The organism is Gammaproteobacteria bacterium (assembly GCA_009845905.1).
GTDB lineage: Bacteria > Pseudomonadota > Gammaproteobacteria > Steroidobacterales > Foliamicaceae > Foliamicus.
Genome location: VXYS01000004.1, coordinates 31,709 through 51,332 on the forward strand (window position 1 = coordinate 31,709; position 19,624 = coordinate 51,332).

The 19,624-nt window shown below is 62.1% G+C and carries 14 protein-coding genes; 9 read left to right on the forward strand and 5 right to left on the reverse strand.

Going from position 1 to position 19,624, the window contains the following annotated elements; translation table 11 throughout:
- Positions 1–131 precede the first annotated feature (131 nt).
- A complete protein-coding gene (locus F4036_01690; protein MYK36454.1) occupies positions 132–3,050 on the reverse strand; it encodes a TonB-dependent receptor in 2,919 nt (972 codons plus the stop codon).
- A gap of 213 nt (positions 3,051–3,263) precedes the next feature.
- Between F4036_01690 and F4036_01695 the strand changes: the two genes are divergently transcribed.
- The 4 genes from F4036_01695 (at position 3,264) to F4036_01710 (ending at position 8,683) form a co-directional block, all read left to right on the forward strand.
- The gene (locus tag F4036_01695) at positions 3,264–4,949 is read left to right on the forward strand and encodes a hypothetical protein (GenBank protein MYK36455.1); all 1,686 of its coding nucleotides are present in this window, start codon (positions 3,264–3,266) and stop codon (positions 4,947–4,949) included.
- 68 nt (positions 4,950–5,017) lie between these two features.
- Positions 5,018–5,755, forward strand: a complete 738-nt coding sequence (locus F4036_01700) for an ABC transporter ATP-binding protein (protein ID MYK36456.1) — start codon at positions 5,018–5,020, stop codon at positions 5,753–5,755.
- A complete protein-coding gene (locus F4036_01705) occupies positions 5,649–7,205 on the forward strand; it encodes an ABC transporter permease subunit (GenBank protein MYK36457.1) in 1,557 nt (518 codons plus the stop codon). The genes F4036_01700 and F4036_01705 overlap by 107 nt, the downstream gene beginning before the upstream one ends.
- Positions 7,205–8,683 (forward strand): ABC transporter permease subunit, encoded by a 1,479-nt coding sequence (locus F4036_01710; GenBank protein ID MYK36458.1) that lies wholly within the window; start codon positions 7,205–7,207, stop codon positions 8,681–8,683. Before F4036_01705 ends, F4036_01710 begins: the two co-directional genes overlap by 1 nt.
- 7 nt (positions 8,684–8,690) lie before the next feature.
- Here the strand turns inward: F4036_01710 and F4036_01715 are convergent, their stop codons facing one another.
- Positions 8,691–11,048: a TonB-dependent receptor gene (locus F4036_01715; protein MYK36459.1), complete on the reverse strand. Its 2,358-nt coding sequence runs from the start codon at positions 11,046–11,048 to the stop codon at positions 8,691–8,693.
- Between the two features lie 69 nt (positions 11,049–11,117).
- Positions 11,118–12,086 (reverse strand): alpha/beta hydrolase, encoded by a 969-nt coding sequence (locus tag F4036_01720; protein ID MYK36460.1) that lies wholly within the window; start codon positions 12,084–12,086, stop codon positions 11,118–11,120.
- A 77-nt stretch (positions 12,087–12,163) separates the two neighbouring features.
- Between F4036_01720 and F4036_01725 the strand changes: the two genes are divergently transcribed.
- The 3 genes from F4036_01725 to F4036_01735 are packed head-to-tail and all read left to right on the forward strand — an operon-like array spanning position 12,164 to position 15,563.
- The gene (locus F4036_01725; protein MYK36461.1) at positions 12,164–13,150 is read left to right on the forward strand and encodes a phosphotransferase; all 987 of its coding nucleotides are present in this window, start codon (positions 12,164–12,166) and stop codon (positions 13,148–13,150) included.
- A gap of 26 nt (positions 13,151–13,176) precedes the next feature.
- Positions 13,177–14,601, forward strand: a complete 1,425-nt coding sequence (locus F4036_01730; GenBank protein ID MYK36462.1) for an FAD-dependent oxidoreductase — start codon at positions 13,177–13,179, stop codon at positions 14,599–14,601.
- Entirely contained in the window at positions 14,601–15,563 is a 963-nt protein-coding gene (locus F4036_01735; GenBank protein MYK36463.1) for an alpha/beta hydrolase, read from the forward strand. The genes F4036_01730 and F4036_01735 overlap by 1 nt, the downstream gene beginning before the upstream one ends.
- Here F4036_01735 and F4036_01740 read toward each other — a convergent pair.
- On the reverse strand, positions 15,553–16,368 hold the full coding sequence (locus F4036_01740) for an alpha/beta hydrolase (protein MYK36464.1): 816 nt from the start codon (positions 16,366–16,368) through the stop codon (positions 15,553–15,555). The genes F4036_01735 and F4036_01740 overlap by 11 nt on opposite strands.
- A 33-nt stretch (positions 16,369–16,401) precedes the next feature.
- Entirely contained in the window at positions 16,402–17,325 is a 924-nt protein-coding gene (locus tag F4036_01745; GenBank protein ID MYK36465.1) for an SDR family oxidoreductase, read from the reverse strand.
- A gap of 47 nt (positions 17,326–17,372) precedes the next feature.
- On the opposite strand from F4036_01745, the gene F4036_01750 reads away from it, so the two are divergent.
- Both F4036_01750 and F4036_01755 read left to right on the forward strand, forming a co-directional pair.
- A complete protein-coding gene (locus F4036_01750) occupies positions 17,373–18,626 on the forward strand; it encodes a hypothetical protein (protein MYK36466.1) in 1,254 nt (417 codons plus the stop codon).
- Positions 18,626–19,612 (forward strand): aldo/keto reductase, encoded by a 987-nt coding sequence (locus tag F4036_01755; GenBank protein MYK36467.1) that lies wholly within the window; start codon positions 18,626–18,628, stop codon positions 19,610–19,612. Before F4036_01750 ends, F4036_01755 begins: the two co-directional genes overlap by 1 nt.
- Positions 19,613–19,624: the final 12 nt, after the last annotated feature.

Here is a 19,624-nt window from a genome sequence, read left to right on the forward strand (position 1 = left end):
GGAAATCGCGTCAAGCTCTCGCGGTATTCCGTCGATGTCCGCCTTAGTGTCCAACGGGGGACTCATGGCAAGCCCCGGTAATGATCCGGGGCTTGCGTGCGCGGTGAGAAGTCATCATCAATGTCACTGCGTCAGAAGCGGTAGATTCCACCGACCACGATGCGCCTGTCGGGGAGCCCCACGAAACAAAGCGGTCCGGACGTGCTGACACAGTGTTGATCGATGCGCTCTTCGGTAAGGTTCACAACTTCAAGACCAACATCCAGATTATCGCTCACCGAGTAGTTGATGCTGGCATTCAGCTGGCCTCTGTCGAGCGTATGGACCGGGAAGCTGAATGTGCTGCTACCGCTCGTGTTGGCGCCGCCACCGAAGTCCTGTGTGCGGAACGATTCACGCCACGTGTAGCGCGCCCTTGCGGACAGACCGTACTTCTCGTAGTAGAGCGTGATGTTGTAGGCGTCCTCGGAGAAGTCGAGCAGTCCCCGGGGAATGCAGACACCGCTGCCGAGAACTTGCGCGCCGCGTCCCGACGTGCAGTCCACGATCGAGCCACCGCTGAAATCCTGGTTGGTGTAGTTGAAAATGATACCGAAACCGGACGCCCAGCCCAAACGATCCTCGAAGCCTGACAGGTCGTACTGGAAGGCAAACTCGAACCCGGACTGGGTGGTGGTCGACGGGTCGTTGGTCCAGGTCTGGTAGTCGACACACAATCCCAGCCTGTTGGGGTCGCCCAGTACGTTGGGTATGACCGTCGGGTTCCAGATGCCGCCGCCCGGGCAACTTGGATCGGTTTCACGGGCAAGGCCACTGGTGGAACTCGCATCCTCCACCAGCAATGCGCCTTCGAAGACTTGTCCGATGATGTCCGTGCGATCCTTCGTGAAGTAACCGAGGCTGACCAGCGCCGACTCGGCGAAGTACCACTCGACCGCCAGATCCAGCGAATCGACTTCCTCGGGCTTGAGGTTGGGGTTGCCCTGATCGATGGCGGAGTTTTCCTGATTGTCGGCCGCGAACGCAGTACTGATCCTATTGAAACCCGGACGCCGGATGTCCGAGCCATAGCCGAAACGAACGATCACGTCTTCGCTAACTTCGGCTGCCACGTTCAATCGCGGCAGCAGGAAGTCGTACTTGCCCTTGGTTGACTCCAGCGATCTGTTGCCCGCGGCATCCTCAAAGCCATACGCCACCGAATCGACCTCGGTCTCGACATAGCGCACGCCTACGTTGCCGCGAAAAATGCCGGCCTCGAAGTTCGCTTGCGCATACAGCGCCGTGGTCTCTTCGCCGACGTCATAAAACTGATTCCGATCGGATGCAAGTCTGGCGGTATCCGGGCTGACCGGATCGTGTGCGACAACCGCCGCCTCCAGAATGGCCAGCGTGCCGTCCGGGTCGGAAAAGGCGCGATCCGGATCGACCAGCAGGAAATCACGGATGAACAGCGTTCTGCCGTCGCCCTTGTCAAAGTTGCTGGGTCCCGGCACCAGCAATTCCGAGAACAGGGCACCGTTCGGGCTGTCCACCATCCGGCTGAATCCGCCAATCCGGTCCTGAATACGGTTGAACCGGCTTGAGGATTCGCCGTAGCGGAAACCGAAGTCGAGCGTGGTAACGCCGTTCCAGTCCGCTTCCCAGGAGAAGTCCATGCGGAGCGCATCTTCTTCGTTCTCGGTCGTATTGCGGCCAATAATCACCTGGTCCAGGACGACATTGGCCGGGTCCAGCAGATCGGCCTGCGCCGGTGCAAAGGGTGAATCGAAATTGACGCCCCATGACAACGTGCCGCCCGACAGGTCATAGATGAACGGCACGCAGTTATCGTTGCTGCTTCCGTCAAGAGGACAGTTCGGGTTAATGAAGTTCAGCGTCGTGCTCAGGTTGGGGTTGGACGTGTCCGAAGTCGTCATCGCGTACTCGGCGCTTACGGACCATCGTTCGCCATTCCATTCGCCACCCAGCGCAATGATTTGACTGTCGGTGACGCGAGAACCGGTATCGCTTGAGAAACGCAGGTTGGGATCGTCATCGTCGTTGGACAGATCCGGCTCGAGCGTGCCCTGAAGCGCTGCGGGGAACCTGCCGGGACCGACCCCGAAATCAACCGTTTCATAAGCCGTGGGGACACTGAGATTTCTCAGCGTGCTGACGCCGGACGCCTGAAGCCGATAACTGTCCTGGCTTCGCTCCTGCTCATTGATAACAACGTCGGCATGAAATTTCAGGCTGTCACTGGGCGCCCATTCGAAGGTTGAGGCAAGATTGACGGTCTCGTAGTCGTAGTTCTCCTGCTCCTGAACCAGGAACTGGATACCGAGAAATTCGGAGGGATCAACCGCCGCAGCCGGCGAAACGCGGTTGTCGCGGTCGGTACGAGGACGAAACGACACCGATTCCTGCTCGGTAACGCTGCCGCTGATCACAAAACCGACTTCGCCCGCACCCGTCGACCAATTGTCGCCAAAAGCGCCGGAGAATCTGGGCGTCATGCTCTCGGAACTCAGGCTGCTGTCTTCGTACTGAACCCTGAGCGCGCCCAATCTCGCCGGCAGATCGAGCGGGCGTATCGTCTTGAGGTTGATCGTGCCGCCAACGGAGCCTTCAATGGTCCCGGCGTCAGGTGACTTGGTCACTTCGACCGCTGAAATGATCGCCGGATTGACATCCTCGAAATTGATGCCGCTGCGGCCGGAGCCGGAATTCACGGTGGAAACGCCATTGAATTCGACCCGGTTGGAATTGGTGCCGCGGATCTGAACGCCGGTGCCGACGCCCGCCGTACGGGTAATCTGGATGCCGGTAATATTCTCAAGCACTTCCGCCAGGTTCTGATCGGGCAGCTTGCCGATATCCTCCGCGATAATGACCTCGACCAATTGGTCCGAGTCCCGTTTCTGGTCCACGGCAGCTGCCAGGGATCCGCGGATGCCCGTAACGACAATCTCTTCCAAAGGTTCGTCGTCCTGCGCGACGGTCGCAGTTGAAAAGACCAGCGTCGTCGCGGCCAGCGCGAACGCAGCAATACTGGGTTGATATTTCATTGAATGGCTCCCAAGTGAGTATTCTCACCCCATAATGGATGAACTGATTCGACCGTATAAGGTACACAATGTTACACCGGTGTCAATAGGTGCCAGATTCACGGCATATCAGCGGCAAGCGACGGAGGTTTGTCTCCCGGATTTTGACTTGGTAACATTTGTTCCGGAAACGTCACGAGCCACGGACGCCGCCTATTCCACGGTATCAACTACATGAAATACAGCAACTTATTTCCGACGCTCGGCATGACGATCCTGCTTCTCTGTTCGCCGCTCCTGGTTGCGGACCAGGCGAAGAGTGAAATTCCCGCTATTTTGTCCATAGAGACAATAAGGCGTGACAATTTCCTGCCCGATTTTTCGTTTGCGGGATACGGGAATGGCCTGGCCGCAATACCGGACGCATCCGGGACCGTGATCAGGGTTGACGATTTCGGCGCCTCCGCCAACGACGACTCAGACGACACAAAAGCGGTTCTGGCTGCGATATCGCATGCAAATGACGTAGCCGGTCCCGTCGTCGTCCGGTTTTCGGCCGGACGGTATATCGTCTCCGAAGTTCTGCGAATCGAACGCTCCGACTTTGTGCTGCAGGGCGCAGGCTCCGGGTCCGGCGGCACCGTCCTTCACTTTCCCCGACCCCTGAAACAAGTCGACCGAAGTGCCTCGCTGGATGAGCTCAGACAGTACCTGGTGGAACTCGACAAGCGCGAAGTGGATCCGGGCAGGAATCTCAATGACTATTTCTCCGAGTATTCATGGAGCGGTGGATTCGTCTGGATACAGAAGCCGGGCGTGCGTGAAGCGCCTTACCTGCTTGAATACGACCCGGAGATCGAGAAACTGGCGGACATCGAGACGGGCGCAAGGGGCGCCCGGACCATCGTTCTTTCCTCGACGGCCGATATTGCCGCGGGCGACATCATTCAGTTGCAGTGGATCAACCGCACGGGGCCCGACGCCGGGATCATCAAATCACTCTACGAATCGGAATACGAAAGCGCGGGCTCTCATCACTGGTCGTTTCCGGAACGCCCGCTCGTTCGCCAGACATCCCGGGTGCTAAGAGTCGACGGCCGCAACGTAGAGCTGGCCGACCCGCTGCTGCACGATGCGAATGACACGATTCCCGCGCAAGTTGCCGCCTGGGACGGCTTGCAGCACGTCGGAATCGAAGATCTCGGACTTGAGTTTCCCGATTCTCCGTTCTTCGGCCACCACCTCGAGCGCGGCTACAACGGAATTTACTTCACCAGCTCGTTCGATTCCTGGGCGAGAAACATTCGCATCACCAACGCCGACAGCGGCATCCTGAGCTACAACAGCGCCAACCTGACTTTCAGGGACGTGATTTCCGATGGCGCCCGGCGTGCCCATTACGCCGTGCACATGGGCAACGTGCATAACGTGCTGGCGGAGAATATCAGGATCATGAATCCGGTCCTGCACTCGTTGTCCTTCAACACTCAGTCAACGAAATGCGTCTTCAGGAACGCCGAGGTTTTCGTCAGCCCGACGCTCGACCAGCATGCCGGCGCGAACCATCAGAACCTGTTCGACAACGTAACCCTGCACATGAAGGCGGTCCGAAGCAACGACGGGCCGGTCGTCCCGGTGTTTGACGGTAGCGGCGCCGGCTACTGGCAGCCCGGTCATGGCGGATTCAATACCACCTGGAATCTGCGTGTCCTGGTTACGGGCGGGGCATACCCAGATGAAGTCGTTACCGTGCAGGGCCTGGATGAAGGGCCGTTGGCCCGAATCGTCGGTCTGCACGGCAATCGGGAGTTCAAGCTGGATTACCGGCCCACGCCGTATGTCGAAATGCTCAACGAACCGCTCGAATCGATCCCGTCCCTCTACGACTATCAAAGACAGCAGCGCCTTGACGACGATTGATCGCAATTCACGCACATACCCGGTTGACGCACATCCTATAATCGGGCGAGCGTGGAGGAGGGAGCGCTTTGCTGCAAGCTACGAAGCTTACGAAGAGCTACGGCGAGATAGAAGCCCTCAAGGGGCTGGACATGACGGTGGAGGGTGGCGACATCTATTGCCTGCTGGGCGCCAACGGCGCCGGCAAGACGACCACCATCAGCCTGTTCCTGAACTTCATCCGGCCGGACGGCGGCACCGCGACGGTGTGCGGGCTGGATGTCACCGAACAGCCGCTGGAAACCAAGAAACTGCTCGCCTATATACCCGAGCAGGTCATGCTCTACGGAAATCTGACGGCGCTGGAAAATCTTCGCTATTTTTCCCAGTTGGGCGGCCACGACTACTCGCAGGAGGAATATCGCGACTTCCTGCGGCGAGTGGGCCTTGAAGAGGAGGCCGTGGACCGGCGGGTAAAGACCTACTCGAAGGGAATGCGCCAGAAGGTCGGCGTGGCCATCGCGCTTGCCAAGCAGGCCAGGGCGCTGTTGCTGGACGAGCCGACGGCAGGACTGGACCCCAAGGCCAGCAACGAATTCTCGGAACTGCTGCTGAAACTGAAGTCGGACGGCGCCGCGATCCTGATGGCCACCCACGATCTGTTCCGCGCCAAGGAAACCGGCACGCGCATCGGCATCATGAAGGAGGGACGCCTGGTCGATGAACTCAGCACCGGAGAGGTATCCCATGCCGACGTGGAGAAAATCTATCTCCAGCACATGCACGCCGGCGGACACTACGCGCAGGAGGGCGCCGGTTCCGCCTGAACAAGAGGTACAACACATGATCGCATCCATTGCACGCAAGGAATTCTCCGAAATCGTGCGCGACGGGCGGTTCAAATGGACCGCCGGCATCATGGCGCTGCTGCTGCTGACGGCCCTGGCCGCCGGCTACCAGAAATACAGCGCTTACATGGATATGCAGCGCCTTGCCCAGGACCAGACCAACTACCAGTGGTTCAACCAGGGCGACAAGAATCCGCATTCGGGGGCGCACTACGGCAACTACGCATTCAAGCCGGCCGGACCGCTCGCCTTCTTCGACAACGGCATCAACAACTACGCCGGCACCGCGCTGTTCATGGAGGCGCACAAGCAGAACTTCGCAATCGGCCGGCCCGCGACCGACCAGAGCTCGATCGGGCGCTTCGGCGACCTGAGCGGCGCCATGATCCTGCAACTGCTGATGCCGCTTTTGATCATCTTCCTCGGATTCACGGCGTTTTCCGGCGAGCGCGAGAGCGGAACCCTGCGCCAGGTGCTGAGCATGGGGGTAAGCAATCGCCAGTTGCTCTGGGGCAAGGCGCTGGGAATCGGGACGGCGGTAGTGCTGGTCGTGGGCGCCTGCGTGCTGATCGGCGGCCTGGCGCTTTCGCTCACCGGACTGCACGCGGAGGGCGAGTCGCCCGGTCTGCGGGTGGCGCTCATGGCGGTGTCCTACCTTCTTTACGCCGCGATCTTCCTGTTCCTGACGCTTGCGGTGTCCGCCTGGGCAAAGAACGCCCGCACCGCGCTCATGGTCATGGTCGGTTTCTGGGCGTTCGTGGGTTTCCTGGCACCGAAAGCCGCCGGCGAAATCTCCAGGATCGTGCACCCGACCCCGGCCTTCGGCCAGTGGATGGCCGATATGCGCGCTCACCAGATGCGCGGTATCGACGGAGTGCCTCCGTTTGTGCGCTTCGAGCAGGAATCCCAGGCGATCTTCGCCCAGTACGGAGCGGAGACGATCGCCGAGCTTCCGGTCTATGTCGGTGCCCTCAGGCTGCAGAAATTCGAGGAGTACGACTTCCCCGTGTTCGAGGAGCACTACGGCCGGCTGCGCGATTCCTACATCAATCAGCGCCGTCTGCAGGACCGCCTGGGCGTGGTTGCGCCTACGCTGCCTCTGCGATCGCTGTCGATGGCCCTGGCGGGAACGGATCTCATCCGGCACATCGACTTTGCCGACGCCGCCGAGGCTTACCGGCGCGACATGGTGACCACGATCAACGCCTACCTCGGCGAGGCGGCCGCCAGCCTGAATACCGCTGGCGGCGTGCTGGTCGCGGACCAGGAGGTATTCGGGATCGTGCCTCCATTCGAATTCAGGTCGCAGGGGTTGGGAGCAACGCTGGATGAGCACGGCGGCAATCTCATCGCGCTCGCACTCTGGCTGCTGGCAGCGCTGGGGCTGGCGCTGTGGGCGGTCCGGCGCCTCAGGGTGGAGGAAGACTGATGAAACGAATAATCATTTCGCACGAGACGCGGCAACTCTTCCGTTCCGGGGCGTTTCGCGCGCTGCTGCTGCTGGTCGCGGGCGCATTGGCGTTTGCCGCCTTTTCCGGCCAGCGTTCCATCGACCGCCAGGTTGAAGGCGCAATGGCGGCCACGGCGTTCGAGGACGCCCAACGCGCAAAAATGCGGGCCGATACCGAAGCGTACGAAGCGCGCCTGGCCGCGCAAGGGGGCGAATACGAGTTCGCCGGAGCGCGGCACGCGCCGGGCGCGGGCCCTCCGCAGGGCACCAATGCCGGTGTGGTCGGAGCGCAGACGGCCAAGTACATCACGTTGCCTCCCACCGGACTGGCGTCGTTCGCAGTCGGCCAGAGTGACATTCAGCTCAACTACGTGCCGGTTTCGATGAACCCCACGCACACCACCACGAACAACCTCGAACTCGAGAACCCGCTGAACCTGATGACGGGGTCGTTCGATATCGCCTTCGTCCTGATCTTTCTGCTGCCGATCTTCATCCTGGCGATCAGTTACGACCTGCTCTCCAGCGAAAAGGAACGGGGCACTCTGGCGATGATTCTGGCGCACCCGATTTCTTTGAAGGAACTGCTCGCCTCGAAGATCATCGCCCGCGCGGGCGTTCTGGTCGCGAGCATCCTGGGGCTGGGCCTCGCTGCGCTGTTCGCGGTCGGTACCAACCTGGAGTCGGCCGATACCTGGGCGCGATTCGGTCTGTGGATTACGGCCACGCTCCTGTATTCGCTGTTCTGGTTCGCGATGGCGGTCATGGTCAATGTGTACGGCAGAAACTCCGCCGCCAACGGCATTGCGCTTGCGGGCACCTGGCTGGCGCTGGTTGTGGTTCTGCCGACGCTCGTGAGCCTGCTCGCTACGACGATCTATCCCGCCCCGTCACGAATGGAATTGACGGTCGCCGCCAGGGACGCGCAGACCGCGGCCGAAAAAACCTATATGGCCCGGCTGGACGAGTATTACTACGACCACCTGGAGTTCATTCCGGAGGGCGACGAGCGCGCGACCGATTTCCTGACCGTGGCGATGGCCAACCGCAACGCGATCGAGAAGGCGGTGCGGCCGCTCTACGACGAATTCCAGGGTCAGCTGAACCGGCAGGAAAGCCTGGTGCAGCGGTTCCAGTTCATCTCGCCCGCGATCATGATGCAATTGGCGCTGAACGAGGTCTCCGGCAACAGCGCGGACCGGTACGAGCACTTCCTCAACCAGGCTTACGACTTCCACGCGCGCTGGGGCGAATACTTCAGCGTCAAGTTCCTGCAGCGGGATCCCCTCAGGCCCGCCGATTACGACCGGTTCCCTGCGTTCCAGTACCAGGAGGAGTCGTTCGGCACGGTGATGATGCGGCTGGTCCCGTCCCTGCTGGGAATGATCGTGCTGCTCACCGGAGCGCTACTGATACCGTTCCTGCGGTTACGGCGCTACCAGGTCGCCACCTCCTGACCGATTCTCAGAACCGGTAGGTGCCCCGAACGCCGAGGGCGCGCTTGTACGGCAGCGCCGATACGAAGGCGCGTCCGAAATTGTCCAGATCGGTGTTGAGCGCCACGTAGAGGTAGGTATCGTCGTCGAGCAGGTTGGTGACATAGGCCTCCACGCGGTAGCTCTCGGCCTCCACGCCAAGACGCAGGTTCACGAGGTTCCGGTCACCGGTCTCCAGCACGTTTGCCTCGGAGGCGTACTTGGTGGATTCGTACACGAACTCGCCGCGGACAAAACCGTCCATGCGGCCCCCGAACACAGGCCGGGTGTAGGTGGCCGTGGCCGAACCGCTGAATTCCGGCGTCTGAAACGTCTGGTTACCCAGATGGTCCGTGTTGGCCGCCATGGCCCCATTGCTAACGCAGACGTTGCAGATGCCTTCCACGTACTCGGTGCTGTTGCGCGCAAAGGCGCCGGTAAGCAACCAATTCTCCGTAAGCTGGAACCGGGCCTCCAGTTCCATACCGTTCATGTCGAGCAGGCCGACATTGGTGAGAATCCCGACACCCGACTCAAGCCCGGTCTCGTCGTCAATGAAGAAGCCGATCTGCTGTATCTGCTGGTCCGTGATCTCTCCCCAGTAGCCGATCAGCGATCCCTGCAGCCTGCCATCCAGCAGCGTGCCCTTGACGCCCACCTCGAACTGATCCAGCGTTTCCGGTTCGACGTCGAGTTGCGCGCCCGAGTTGGCTTCAAGGCTGGCGGCCTCGGCTGCTGAAAGGGTCACGATGATGGAGTTGAACGTGCCGGGGCGGAACCCGCGCGCGTAGTTTGCGAACAGCAGGAGATCGTCCGCAGTTCGATACTCGATCGTCACCCGGCCGCCCACGTCGTTGAATTCCGCCTCAAGTCCCCCGGACGGCACGCTCACCTCGTCGCCCTGGTACCGCGCTTCGGCGCTGACCGTGAACTGTTCGGTGACATCGTAGTAAACGCCTCCGAAGGCGCCCGTCGTCGAGCTCTCAAGTATTGGCCGGCAAGTAAACGGGCGCGGCGTAAAGAAAAACCCCGCCACGCAGGAAGACACGTCTTCACTGTTGACGTAGTTGGCGCCGGCAGTCCAGCGCAGTCGCCCCTCTCCCGGCGAGGACAGCCGCGCCTCGTGCGAGGAGTTCTCGGACCATCGCTCCACCAGGAAGGTGTCGGCGATCGGAGAGAAGGGGGCCCTGGGAAGCGTGTTTTCGTCGCTTACGATCATCGACTTGGTCTCGTTGAAGCCGCTGATCCAGTCCAGGCTCATGCCGCCGGGCAAGTCCGCGGCGGCCGAGAAAGTCGCGCCCGAAATGCGCTTGGCCAGCCCCATCTTCTCGATGAACACGCCCTCGCCATCGATCTGCCTCGACGAGGAATCGGAATAGAGCGAAAAGGCCGCAACCACGTCCTGGATGTAGTTGCCGTTGGCCAGGTAACCGGCGGCGAACGCATCGTTGTGGCCCACCATGGCCTCGGCGACGCTCACATCGGGCGGCGTTCCGCAACGATACGTCATGCTCCCATTGCCGTCCGGATCGCAGTTCGCGAAACTACTCGGAAAACGGAACGAGGGCTGGGGGCCGTCGTCGATCTCGATTTCTTCCAGGCGCAGCTTGAACCGGAGCGTATCGGTGGGCGTGGCCAGAACGGTCGCGACCATCGACTGGGTCTCCTCGTCGCCGATCTCGCGCGCTCCGTTGCGGTTGTTCTTGTAGTGTCCTCCCTTCTTGTTGTTCCTTACGGTGAAGCGAGCACTCAAGCGGTCCTCGATAATGGGTCCTTCGACGGAGAGTTGCAGGTCCGCGGTGCCGAAACGGTCGAGATCCAGGCCCACCGAACCCCCGAATTCGTCGCCGGGGTCCCTGGTGACCAGGTTGACGGCGCCCGAGAAGGTATTGCGTCCGAAGTAGGCCGTCTGGGGTCCCCGCAGCACTTCCACGCGAGTGACATCCACGAAGCTGCCGACCTCGCCGCCCAGCACGGGCGCGCCGTCCACGAAAAACAGCGCCGCAACCGAGGAACCCGAGAACGCATTGATGTTCAGCCCGCGGATGACGATGTTCGGCACGCCGCGGTCCGCGCGGTTGGCGGTAGCCTGCTGATACGTCAGTCCGGGAGTGAACAGTTGCACATCGACGAAGTTCTTCAGGTTGGCCGCGTACAGCTCCTCCTCGGAAAACGCCGAAACCGCAAACGGGATGTCAACCAGCGCCTCCTCGCGTTTTCGCGCCGTGACCACGATCTCCTCAAGCGCCACGCCCTGGGCGAGAACCCTGAATTCGGGCAAGAGAAGGCTCCCGGTTACAACTGCGCATAGCGCGAATAGCCCAATGCGATTCAGTGTCCTGAACATGGCGACCTCCTCCCGATATTCCAGACTGCGCTCCCCAGTATTACACAGTTGCCGCAAACCCTCCGCTCGTCAGTCGAAACCGGCCGGCGTGGCGGCCTCAAGGTATGCGGCGACGATCTGCGCAAACCGTACCGGGGATTCCAGTGGAGGGTAGTGGCCCACGTCAGGCATGAACACGGTCGAAACCTGGGTATTCTCGAGATAGCGGGCCAGCGTGCCCGCCGATGCGGGGATCAGCAGCGCGTCGCGGCCACCCCAGATCAACAGCGCCGGCGCGCGAACGCTGGCCATCGCCTTTCTGGTTTTCTCGTGGTCGGCAACGAGTCCGATCATTGCGATCGGATTGGGCTCCTTCACCCGCCGGTTGAAATCGTAATACTCGCGTCGTGTCTGCTCCGATATCCGCCGGGGGTCGCCGCTGTAGAAATCCAGGAACAGGTTGATGAAGTTCTCCGATTCGAAGCCCGTTTCGACGAATTCCTCCAGCGCCGCCTTGAACGCAGGCGGATGGTTGACGTGATCGGTCGTGACCGGGTCCGACGGGGAGTTGGACATGATCAGCCGATTCACCCGGTCCGGGTAGGTGGCCGCGAGGTACATGCAGGTCGTGCCTCCGCTGGAGACTCCAACGCAGGTCACCTGTTCGAGGCCCACGTGATCCAGCAGCCCCGCGGCGAGGTCGGCCGGTTCCATGCGATCGACGGCTTCGTCGGACACGGGGCCGGAAAGGCCGTTGGGCGGCAGGTCGTATCGAACCACCCGGTAGCGATCGAGGAGTTCAGGCGCCACGCGGTCCCAGGTGCGCAGCGAGCTGCGCGAGCCGTGGATCATCAGGATGGCCGGTCCCTCGCCCTGGTCCTTGTAATAGACCTCAACGCCGCCAATTTCAGCAATCCGCCCGTCCGGGTCGCCATATTTCTGACGCAGCTCGTCCAGCGTGAGACGTTGATCGGCGAATTGGTCCGCCAGACCGGACAGTGGGGCTGAGGCCCCGGCCAGCATCAGCAGCAGTGTGGTCAGGCAGAGTTTTCGGTTCATTGCGAAGACTCTCTGAAGAGGCAGTTCGATTCTATGCCACAATTCAAAGTGGTCAGTCGGGAGCTCTCCTTCAACGCATGAATGACTCCGCCAACGCGCGGATCTCGCACTCGGTGCTGCACCCGGACTGGATCGCGGGGGAAGCGGCGCGGCAATACCCACTGAGTGGCGCGGTCAAGGCCTACCTCCTGTACAGAGGCATGAACGATGTCTATCTGATCCGGGACCAGGTTTCCCGCTATGCGATGCGCGTGTGGCGGAAGGGCTGGCGAGACGTCGACATCGTGCGGGTCGAGCTCGAATTCCTGGATTACCTGCGCCAGCGGAACTTCCCGGCGTCGACTCCATTGCGCGCGCGGGACGGCGAACTGTATTTCAAGCTTGACTCGCCCGAGGGAGTACGCGCCGCGGCCTTGTATAGCTGGGCCCCGGGCCGAAAATTCGGCGAGGCGCTGGACGAGCGCACCGCCGAGCGTATCGGCGCGTTGGTGGCGGAAATGCATCAACTGGGCCTCGACTACCTTGGCGCGCAACAAGAGCCGACAGGCGATGTGGTGAGTTTCACCGTAAGCGTTCCGCCGCTGCTCGAATTCCTGCACGATCGGCCTGACGATGCCGGTTATTACGAGAAGCTTGCCCCACTGCTCGTCGACCGGCTGCAGCGGCTTTCACCGGAAACCGTGCCGTTCGGATTGTGCCACCGGGACTTTCATCCCGCCAATGTTCACGTGGACGAATCCGGCAAGATCACCCTGCTGGATTTCGACGGCGTGGGTCACGACTTTTTCATGCAGGACGTGAAGAATTTCACCTTCGGCAACCTTTTCTTCGACTTTGCGCCTATCTACGGCGAGGCATTCGAGCATGGCTACGCATCGGTGCGCACCTTTACGGATGCGGAGATCGAGCATACGGAGCTTTTTCTGCTGGCGAAGGCCTTTCGGCTCATTGCGGGCATGGCGCACGCCTCGATCGCCGTGGGCCGGGGAGCGCTGCGGTTTCGTGACCTTGACTGGTTCAGCGCTTATATTCGGGCGCGCGCCCGTAATCTGGAGTTGTTGTGAATGACAGCAAAATCGGGAGGAATGGTGTGAGCAAGAGTCCGAATTCATGGGACATGATCGTGGTCGGCGCCGGAACGACCGGGCTACCCGCGGCGACCTTCGCCGCGCAACGGGGTGGTCGCGTACTGCTGGTCGAAGCCGCGGAGAAAATCGGCGGAACGCTGCACCTGAGTTCCGGGCAGGTAAGCGCCGCGGGCACACGCCTGCAGGCGGAGAAAGGCATCGAGGATTCGCCTGAGAAGCACCTGGAGGAAGTCATTCGCATCAGTCGCGGCACGATCGATACGGAGCTTGCCAGACTGGTCATCTTCAACGCCGCCGAAGCCTTCGACTGGATGATGGAACTTGGTTTCGACGTGCAGGATCAATGCCCTTCGATCGAAAGTGCGCATGAACGCTACGAAGTGCCTCGCTACTACTGGGGGAACGATTTCGGCCGGTCCGTTCTGGACGTGCTGGAGCGCGCGATGCGGGAGCAGGAAGCTCTGGGACATATCGAGGTCCTCACCGGCACAAGGGTGATCGAGTTGCTGCAGGACCGTGAGGGCGTTGTGTCGGGTGTGGAACTCGTCGATAGCGAGGGCAGGGAGTCCTCGGTTGAAGGGAAGAACGTGTTGCTGGCGAGCGGAGGATACACGGCCAATCCCGCGATGTTCAGGCGCTTATGCGGTTACAGGCTGTATGTGAACGGGTCCTACGAATTCGCCCAGGGCGACGGTTACGATCTCGCGGTTGCGGCAGGCGGATACCTGCGCGGGCGCGAAAATTACCTCTCCAACTTCGGCTGGCTGCTGGAAGACGGCCCGTACCCCAAGGCGATTCTTGGCCGGCTCAATACCTTTCCGGAATCGCGGCCACCGTGGGAAATCTATGTGAACATGCACGGGCAGCGATTCGTGCGGGAAGATGAACCAAGCGTAGATGCCCGCGAACACGCGCTGCTGGAACAGCCGGATTTGCGCTACTGGGTCGTTTTCGACGATCACATCTTTCATAACGCGCCGCCGATCGTCTATGACTGGTCGCGTGAGCAGATGGCGGAGTCGTTCAACACGCGCGAGGCTTTCCGCAAGGCCGACCGTCTGGAATCGCTCGCCCAGGCCATCGGCGTGCCCGGTGAGGCCCTTATGAAGACTGTCGCGGAATTCAATGCCGGGGGCGCAGAGGGCGGGGATGCACTGGGTCGAGTCCATATGCCCGCCGCGATCGAAAAACCGCCCTTCTACGCCATACGCCAGCAAGGCGGATCGCTATCCTCGACCGTCGGCGTCGCGGTCAACGAGAAGCTGCAGGTGGTGCGCCCGGACGGGGCTCCGGTCCCGGGGCTCTACGCCGCGGGGGAGATCCTGGGTTCCGGGCAACTCCAGGGCAATGCATTCGTTGGGGGAATGATGGTCATGCCCTGCATCGTCTTCGGCCGTTTGCTGGGGCAGAGTCTGGTGGAGTTCTGATGCGGCGCAGAACGGTCATCGGCGGCCTGGTCGGCGGCGCATTGCTCAGTCGCGGCAGGTTCATAAGCACCGCAATGGCGGAGGGAGAAGATACGGTGAATACCGACAAGGCCCGTTACGCGGGCGTGGGAGAGGAATGGAAGGGCGCAGCGGCCCTGGCGGGCGGCAAGGGCTACGCGCAGTGCCGGCACGGAGCACTGCATTACCGGCATTTGCGTGCGACGTCCGGAGGCGCCGCCAAGCCAACGATACTGTTGCTGCACCAGACGCCGTTCGGCCTGGCGGAATGGGTCGACATACAGCCCATGCTGACGGAAATGGGCCATGACACGATCGCGCCGGACAATCCGGGTTACGGGATGTCGGACCCGCCGCCGGACTCCGTAACGATCGCCGATCTTGCAGACAACCTGGTCGATCTCCTCGACCACCTGGACGTAAACCAGGTGGCGGTGGCCGGCCATCACACCGGCGCCTCCATCGCCGCTTCGTTCGCGGCGCGCCACGCGGAGCGCACGGCTTGCGTCGTGCTGCATGGATGTCCGGTTTACGACGAGGCCGGGCGGGCATCCCGGCTCGCGCAGGCCGCGCCGGAGATCCACCTGCGCCAGGACGGATCGCACCTAGCGGACATTTTTTCGGCCATACACTCGCGCGCGCCGTTTCCGCAGGGGCTTTCGACTGCAAACTGGGGAACGCTGGGCGCCTGGTGGGCCGGCTTCGATACGCCCACCTACCGGGCCGTCTTCGCCAACGACATGGCGGCGGACCTGGACAGGGTTCGCGCGCCCACACGAATCCTCACGGACCGCGGCGACAGCCTTCACGAGCAGGACAAACAGGTCGCCGCCCGCCGCTCCGACTTCAGCCTGGAGGTCTTTTCCGACGGCGGCTCCTTCTCGCTGATGCTGGACCCGCAGAAGTGGGCCGAACGGGTCTCGGCCTTTGCCGCTATTTCCTGAGGAAGCGCTCGATTTCCTCGACAAGAAAATCGCGGCGGAGAGTGAGAACGCCGTGGGAGAAGCCCGGGATGTCAAGACGCCGTCCGTTTCTGAACAGGTGCGAGGTCTGGTGGGTCACGGCCCAGAGGTCGTCCTCGGGATTGACGACAAGCACCGGCTGACTGACTTCGGCCATGGCGCCCAGGAAGTCATAGCGATAGACGGCGATATATCCCCAGGGTAGCCGGCTGCCCAGGCGCAGGGCATCGGCCATTCCGACATGGAGTTCTTCGGCCGGTATTCCCGGGTCCGCAAGCTCGCCGATCAGCGACCAGAGCTTTTCGACATGACCCAGCGTTCGGTCCGGCGGCGGAAAACGTTCACTAAGCCGATCGAGCCTCTCGGCGCGAATGTCCTCCGGGTACGCCGCCAGCCCGAACAATACGCAGCGCCGCACGCGCTGCCTGTCCCGGCGCGCCATCTCCGTGGCCGTGATCGAACCCGTGTGGTAGCCCATCACGTCGAAAGGACCTGGCGCGATGATCCCGTGGCTTGCAAGATGTTCCATAAAGTCGAACATGGACTCGGCGTAGTCGCCGATTTCAACCGGTTCCGGCGGAGGGTCGCTCATGCCGTAACCCGGCGTATCGGGGGCGACGACCACCCTGTCGCCGGCCAGGAACGGCTGAATGGGTTCCCATTGGCGACTGTTGCTTGGGGTCTGGTGCAGGCATAGCAGCGGCGGCTGCGATGCCGCTTCGGGAGCCACGATTCGATAGTGCAGCTGGCCATAACGGCTGGGTGCATAGGTTTTCGTCGGACGCATCAGGCAGTCTCCTTGATATGGCAGGTCAACAGGCTACATGATCGAGGGCTCTTCCACGTGCTCCTGCAGACAGCCCCTGAAGGCCTCGTCCGGGGGCAGGTCCACGTCCCAGAAGCGCGCGATCACCCGTTCGCCGGTCATGCCGTTCGTTGCGTCCGTGCATAACCACACGGCCGGCGGCACGATAATGTCGCCGGGCAGCAGGCGGCCGCCGGCGCGCTGACCGACAACGCCGGGCACCATCGCCGGCGTGATCAACTCGGTGTCCGACGGCCCGCCGGGCAACAGGATATTCACGTCGATGCCGGTGCCTTTCAGTTCGCCCGCCCAGCAGCGGTGGGCCGTTTCGAGCGCCGCCTTCGAGGACCCGTAGACGGAATTCCCCGGCCGGACCATGTTGAGCAGGCTGGTGGAGATGGAAATCACCTTCCCGAACTTTCGCTCCAGCATGTGCGGCATCGCGGCTTGGGTCATGAAGAAGACGCCGAACAGGTTGGTCTCGAGAATGGCGCGGAACTGGGATTCCGTGACGTCGTGGAAAGGCGTGATCTTCGAAAGCCGGTCTCCGAACTCTCCATAGGATCGCCCGGCGTTGTTGATCAGGACGTCGATTCGGCCGAACTCGCGAAGCGTTTCTTCCACGGTGCGGGCGCAATCCTCGGGGCGGGTAACGTCGCCGGCGACCGCAATGCACCGGCCCGCTCCTGCGATGCTCTGCGCTTTATCCAGCACAGTCCCCAGCGTGTCGCTGTTGCGCCCGGTCAGCGTCAGTCGCGCGCCGGCGCGCAGCAATTCCTCGGCCATGAACCAACCGAATCCCCTGCTGCCGCCGGTGATGATGACGACGCGGTCCTTCAGCGACGGATGATGCAGGACCTTCAGGGCGCTCTCGGACCAGGTTCCGGCCGATCCGGCGTCTGCCGGTGCGTCGCTTCGATTCATGTTGTCGTTGCTCATGGCGCTATTATTCCCCGTTCATTTTTCACTATCGTCAGGTGTGAAGGATGCCTCAAGACATAGTTCCCGCCTCAACAGACTCCGCGATACCGACGCCGGCTGAGCTGACATCGGCCGCCGAGGCGCTGGCTCCGCTTGTTCGCGAGAATGCCGTCCGCTCGGAGGAGCTGCGCGACCCCGTCCCGGAGGTGGTGGAGGCGCTCAGAAGGGCAGGGCTGCACAAACTGTACAGGCCCCGTCGCTACGGGGGCTACGGCCTCGACTGGGGGCCTCACTTCACCGTAAGCGAGCGACTCGCGCGGGAGTGCGGATCAACCGGTTGGCTGGTGTCACTGGTTTTTTCCCACATCATCTTTGTCGCGCGATTCGGTCAGGACGCCCAGGAGGAGTTCTTCACCAACGCCGGCGACGACGCCGTGCTGGCGACCGGTTCGGCCGGTGGGGGCGCCATTCGGCGCGAAGGTTCCGGGTGGCGGCTGACGGGGCGGTGGGCGTTCGTCAGCGGCGTGAATATAGCAAGCGGCGTCATGGTCACCGCACGCGAAGATCCCGAAGGCGGAATTTCGCACTTTGCGTTGCTGCTCCCGGGTGAATATCAGGTTCTGGACACCTGGCATGTCGAGGGCCTCCGTGGCACCGGAAGCCATGATGTCGTTGCCGATCAGGTGCTGGTGCCGGCACGGCGCGTAGTGACCATTGAAGATTTTGCCAGCATGGATCCGCCGGGCGCCGCGATTGCCGAAAGCTACGTGCACCGCGTTCGGACTTTCCCCTATCAGGGAAGCTGGTTTCTGGGGCCGCTGCTCGGCTCGGCGCGGGGGGCGCTGGAGTCGTATTGTGAGCAGACCCGGTCTCGCAAGGGAAAGCTCTTTGGCGAGCCGATCGTGACGCAGGTGCCGGTCCAGGTGCGCGTCGGCGAAGCGTGCGCAAATCTCGACGCCGCGGAGTTGCTGTTTCAGGACGTGATCAGGGACCTGCATGCCGCCGGCGCGGCAGGCGAGGAGATTATCGGCGAGCGGCTCCTGCGCATGCGGCGGCTCGTGACATTCGGAGCGCGGCTGTGCACGTCCACGGCGGACTCCCTGGCGGCCATGATGGGGGTCACGGGGCAAAAGGCATCCAATCCCGTGCAGCGGTTGTACCGCGATTGCCGCGCCATATCCACGCATATCGAGCTCAACTGGGATCAGTCCATGGCGCCGACAGGCAAGTTCCGACTGGGCGTGCCGACCGGGGACCCGTTGATCGACGGCGGCGCGACTTCAGCGGACGCTTCACCCGTCCTAGGCAAACAGATCTGATGGCGTTCTCCCTGCCGCGGGTCGCGCTCGGCTGCATGGGTTTCGGATCCAGTCGCTGGCGGTCCTGGGTCCTCGACGAGCGGGAGTCGATAGAGATACTCGCCCGGGCGCTCGAACTCGGAATCACGTTTTTCGATACCGCCAACGTGTACTCCACGGGTCGTAGCGAGCGCGTGCTCGGGCGCATGTTGCGCGCGGCCGCGGCGCGCGAGCGCGTCATCATCGCAACCAAGTTCTATTTCCCGGTCGGTGAGGGTGAGATGGGCCTCTCCGCCGGTAACGTGAAGGCCTCCTGCGAGGCCTCGCTGCGGCGACTGAGCATCGAGACTATCGATCTGCTGCAGATACACCTCTATGACGAAGCGACCCCCGTGGAAGAAACGATGGATGCGCTGGCCAGGCTGGTGCGGGAAGGCAAGGTGCGCCACCTGGGGGCGAGCAATCTTCGCGCCTGGCAGCTCGCCAAGATGAACTTCACGGCCCGGGCGAACGGCTGGCCCGAGTTCGAGACCGTGCAGGCGCACTTCAACCTGCTGTATCGCGAGGAAGAACGCGATCTCCTGCCGTTCTGCATCGATCAGGGTATCGCCGTTTTGCCCTGGAGCCCGCTCGCGCGCGGCCGGCTGGCGCGCCCGCGCGACCCCCTGGCCACTCCGCGTGCAAGGGTGGACGACGTGGCGGACCAGTTGTATGGTGCGCCTCGCGACGATGTGCTCGACGTGCTGGCGGAGGTGTCGGACGAATATGGAATCAAGCCCGCCTGCGCGGCCCTGGCCTGGCTGTGGACCCGGCCAGGCGTGACGACCCCGGTTGTCGGCGCGACCCGTCTCGAACACATTGAGGATGCGCTGTCCGCGGCCGAAATGTCGCTTCCCGACGCGATGCTGAGCCGGTTGAATGAAACCTACCGTACCCGCCCGTACATCGGGCTTCCGGAAACGGCCAGCAATCAGACCGTCCTGGAAACAATAGATTCATGCCAATAGACGCACCACTCA

Bases quoted from the DNA above. Each gene is read 5' to 3' on its own strand.
- F4036_01690 (MYK36454.1), bottom strand. From the start codon at position 3,050: ATGAAATATCAACCCAGTATTGCTGCGTTCGCGCTGGCCGCGACGACG.
- F4036_01695 (MYK36455.1), top strand. From the start codon at position 3,264: ATGAAATACAGCAACTTATTTCCGACGCTCGGCATGACGATCCTGCTT.
- F4036_01705 (MYK36457.1), top strand. From the start codon at position 5,649: ATGAACTCAGCACCGGAGAGGTATCCCATGCCGACGTGGAGAAAATCT.
- F4036_01710 (MYK36458.1), top strand. From the start codon at position 7,205: ATGAAACGAATAATCATTTCGCACGAGACGCGGCAACTCTTCCGTTCC.
- F4036_01715 (MYK36459.1), bottom strand. From the start codon at position 11,048: ATGTTCAGGACACTGAATCGCATTGGGCTATTCGCGCTATGCGCAGTT.
- F4036_01720 (MYK36460.1), bottom strand. From the start codon at position 12,086: ATGAACCGAAAACTCTGCCTGACCACACTGCTGCTGATGCTGGCCGGG.
- F4036_01725 (MYK36461.1), top strand. From the start codon at position 12,164: ATGAATGACTCCGCCAACGCGCGGATCTCGCACTCGGTGCTGCACCCG.
- F4036_01735 (MYK36463.1), top strand. From the start codon at position 14,601: ATGCGGCGCAGAACGGTCATCGGCGGCCTGGTCGGCGGCGCATTGCTC.
- F4036_01740 (MYK36464.1), bottom strand. From the start codon at position 16,368: ATGCGTCCGACGAAAACCTATGCACCCAGCCGTTATGGCCAGCTGCAC.
- F4036_01745 (MYK36465.1), bottom strand. From the start codon at position 17,325: ATGAGCAACGACAACATGAATCGAAGCGACGCACCGGCAGACGCCGGA.
- F4036_01750 (MYK36466.1), top strand. From the start codon at position 17,373: ATGCCTCAAGACATAGTTCCCGCCTCAACAGACTCCGCGATACCGACG.
- F4036_01755 (MYK36467.1), top strand. From the start codon at position 18,626: ATGGCGTTCTCCCTGCCGCGGGTCGCGCTCGGCTGCATGGGTTTCGGA.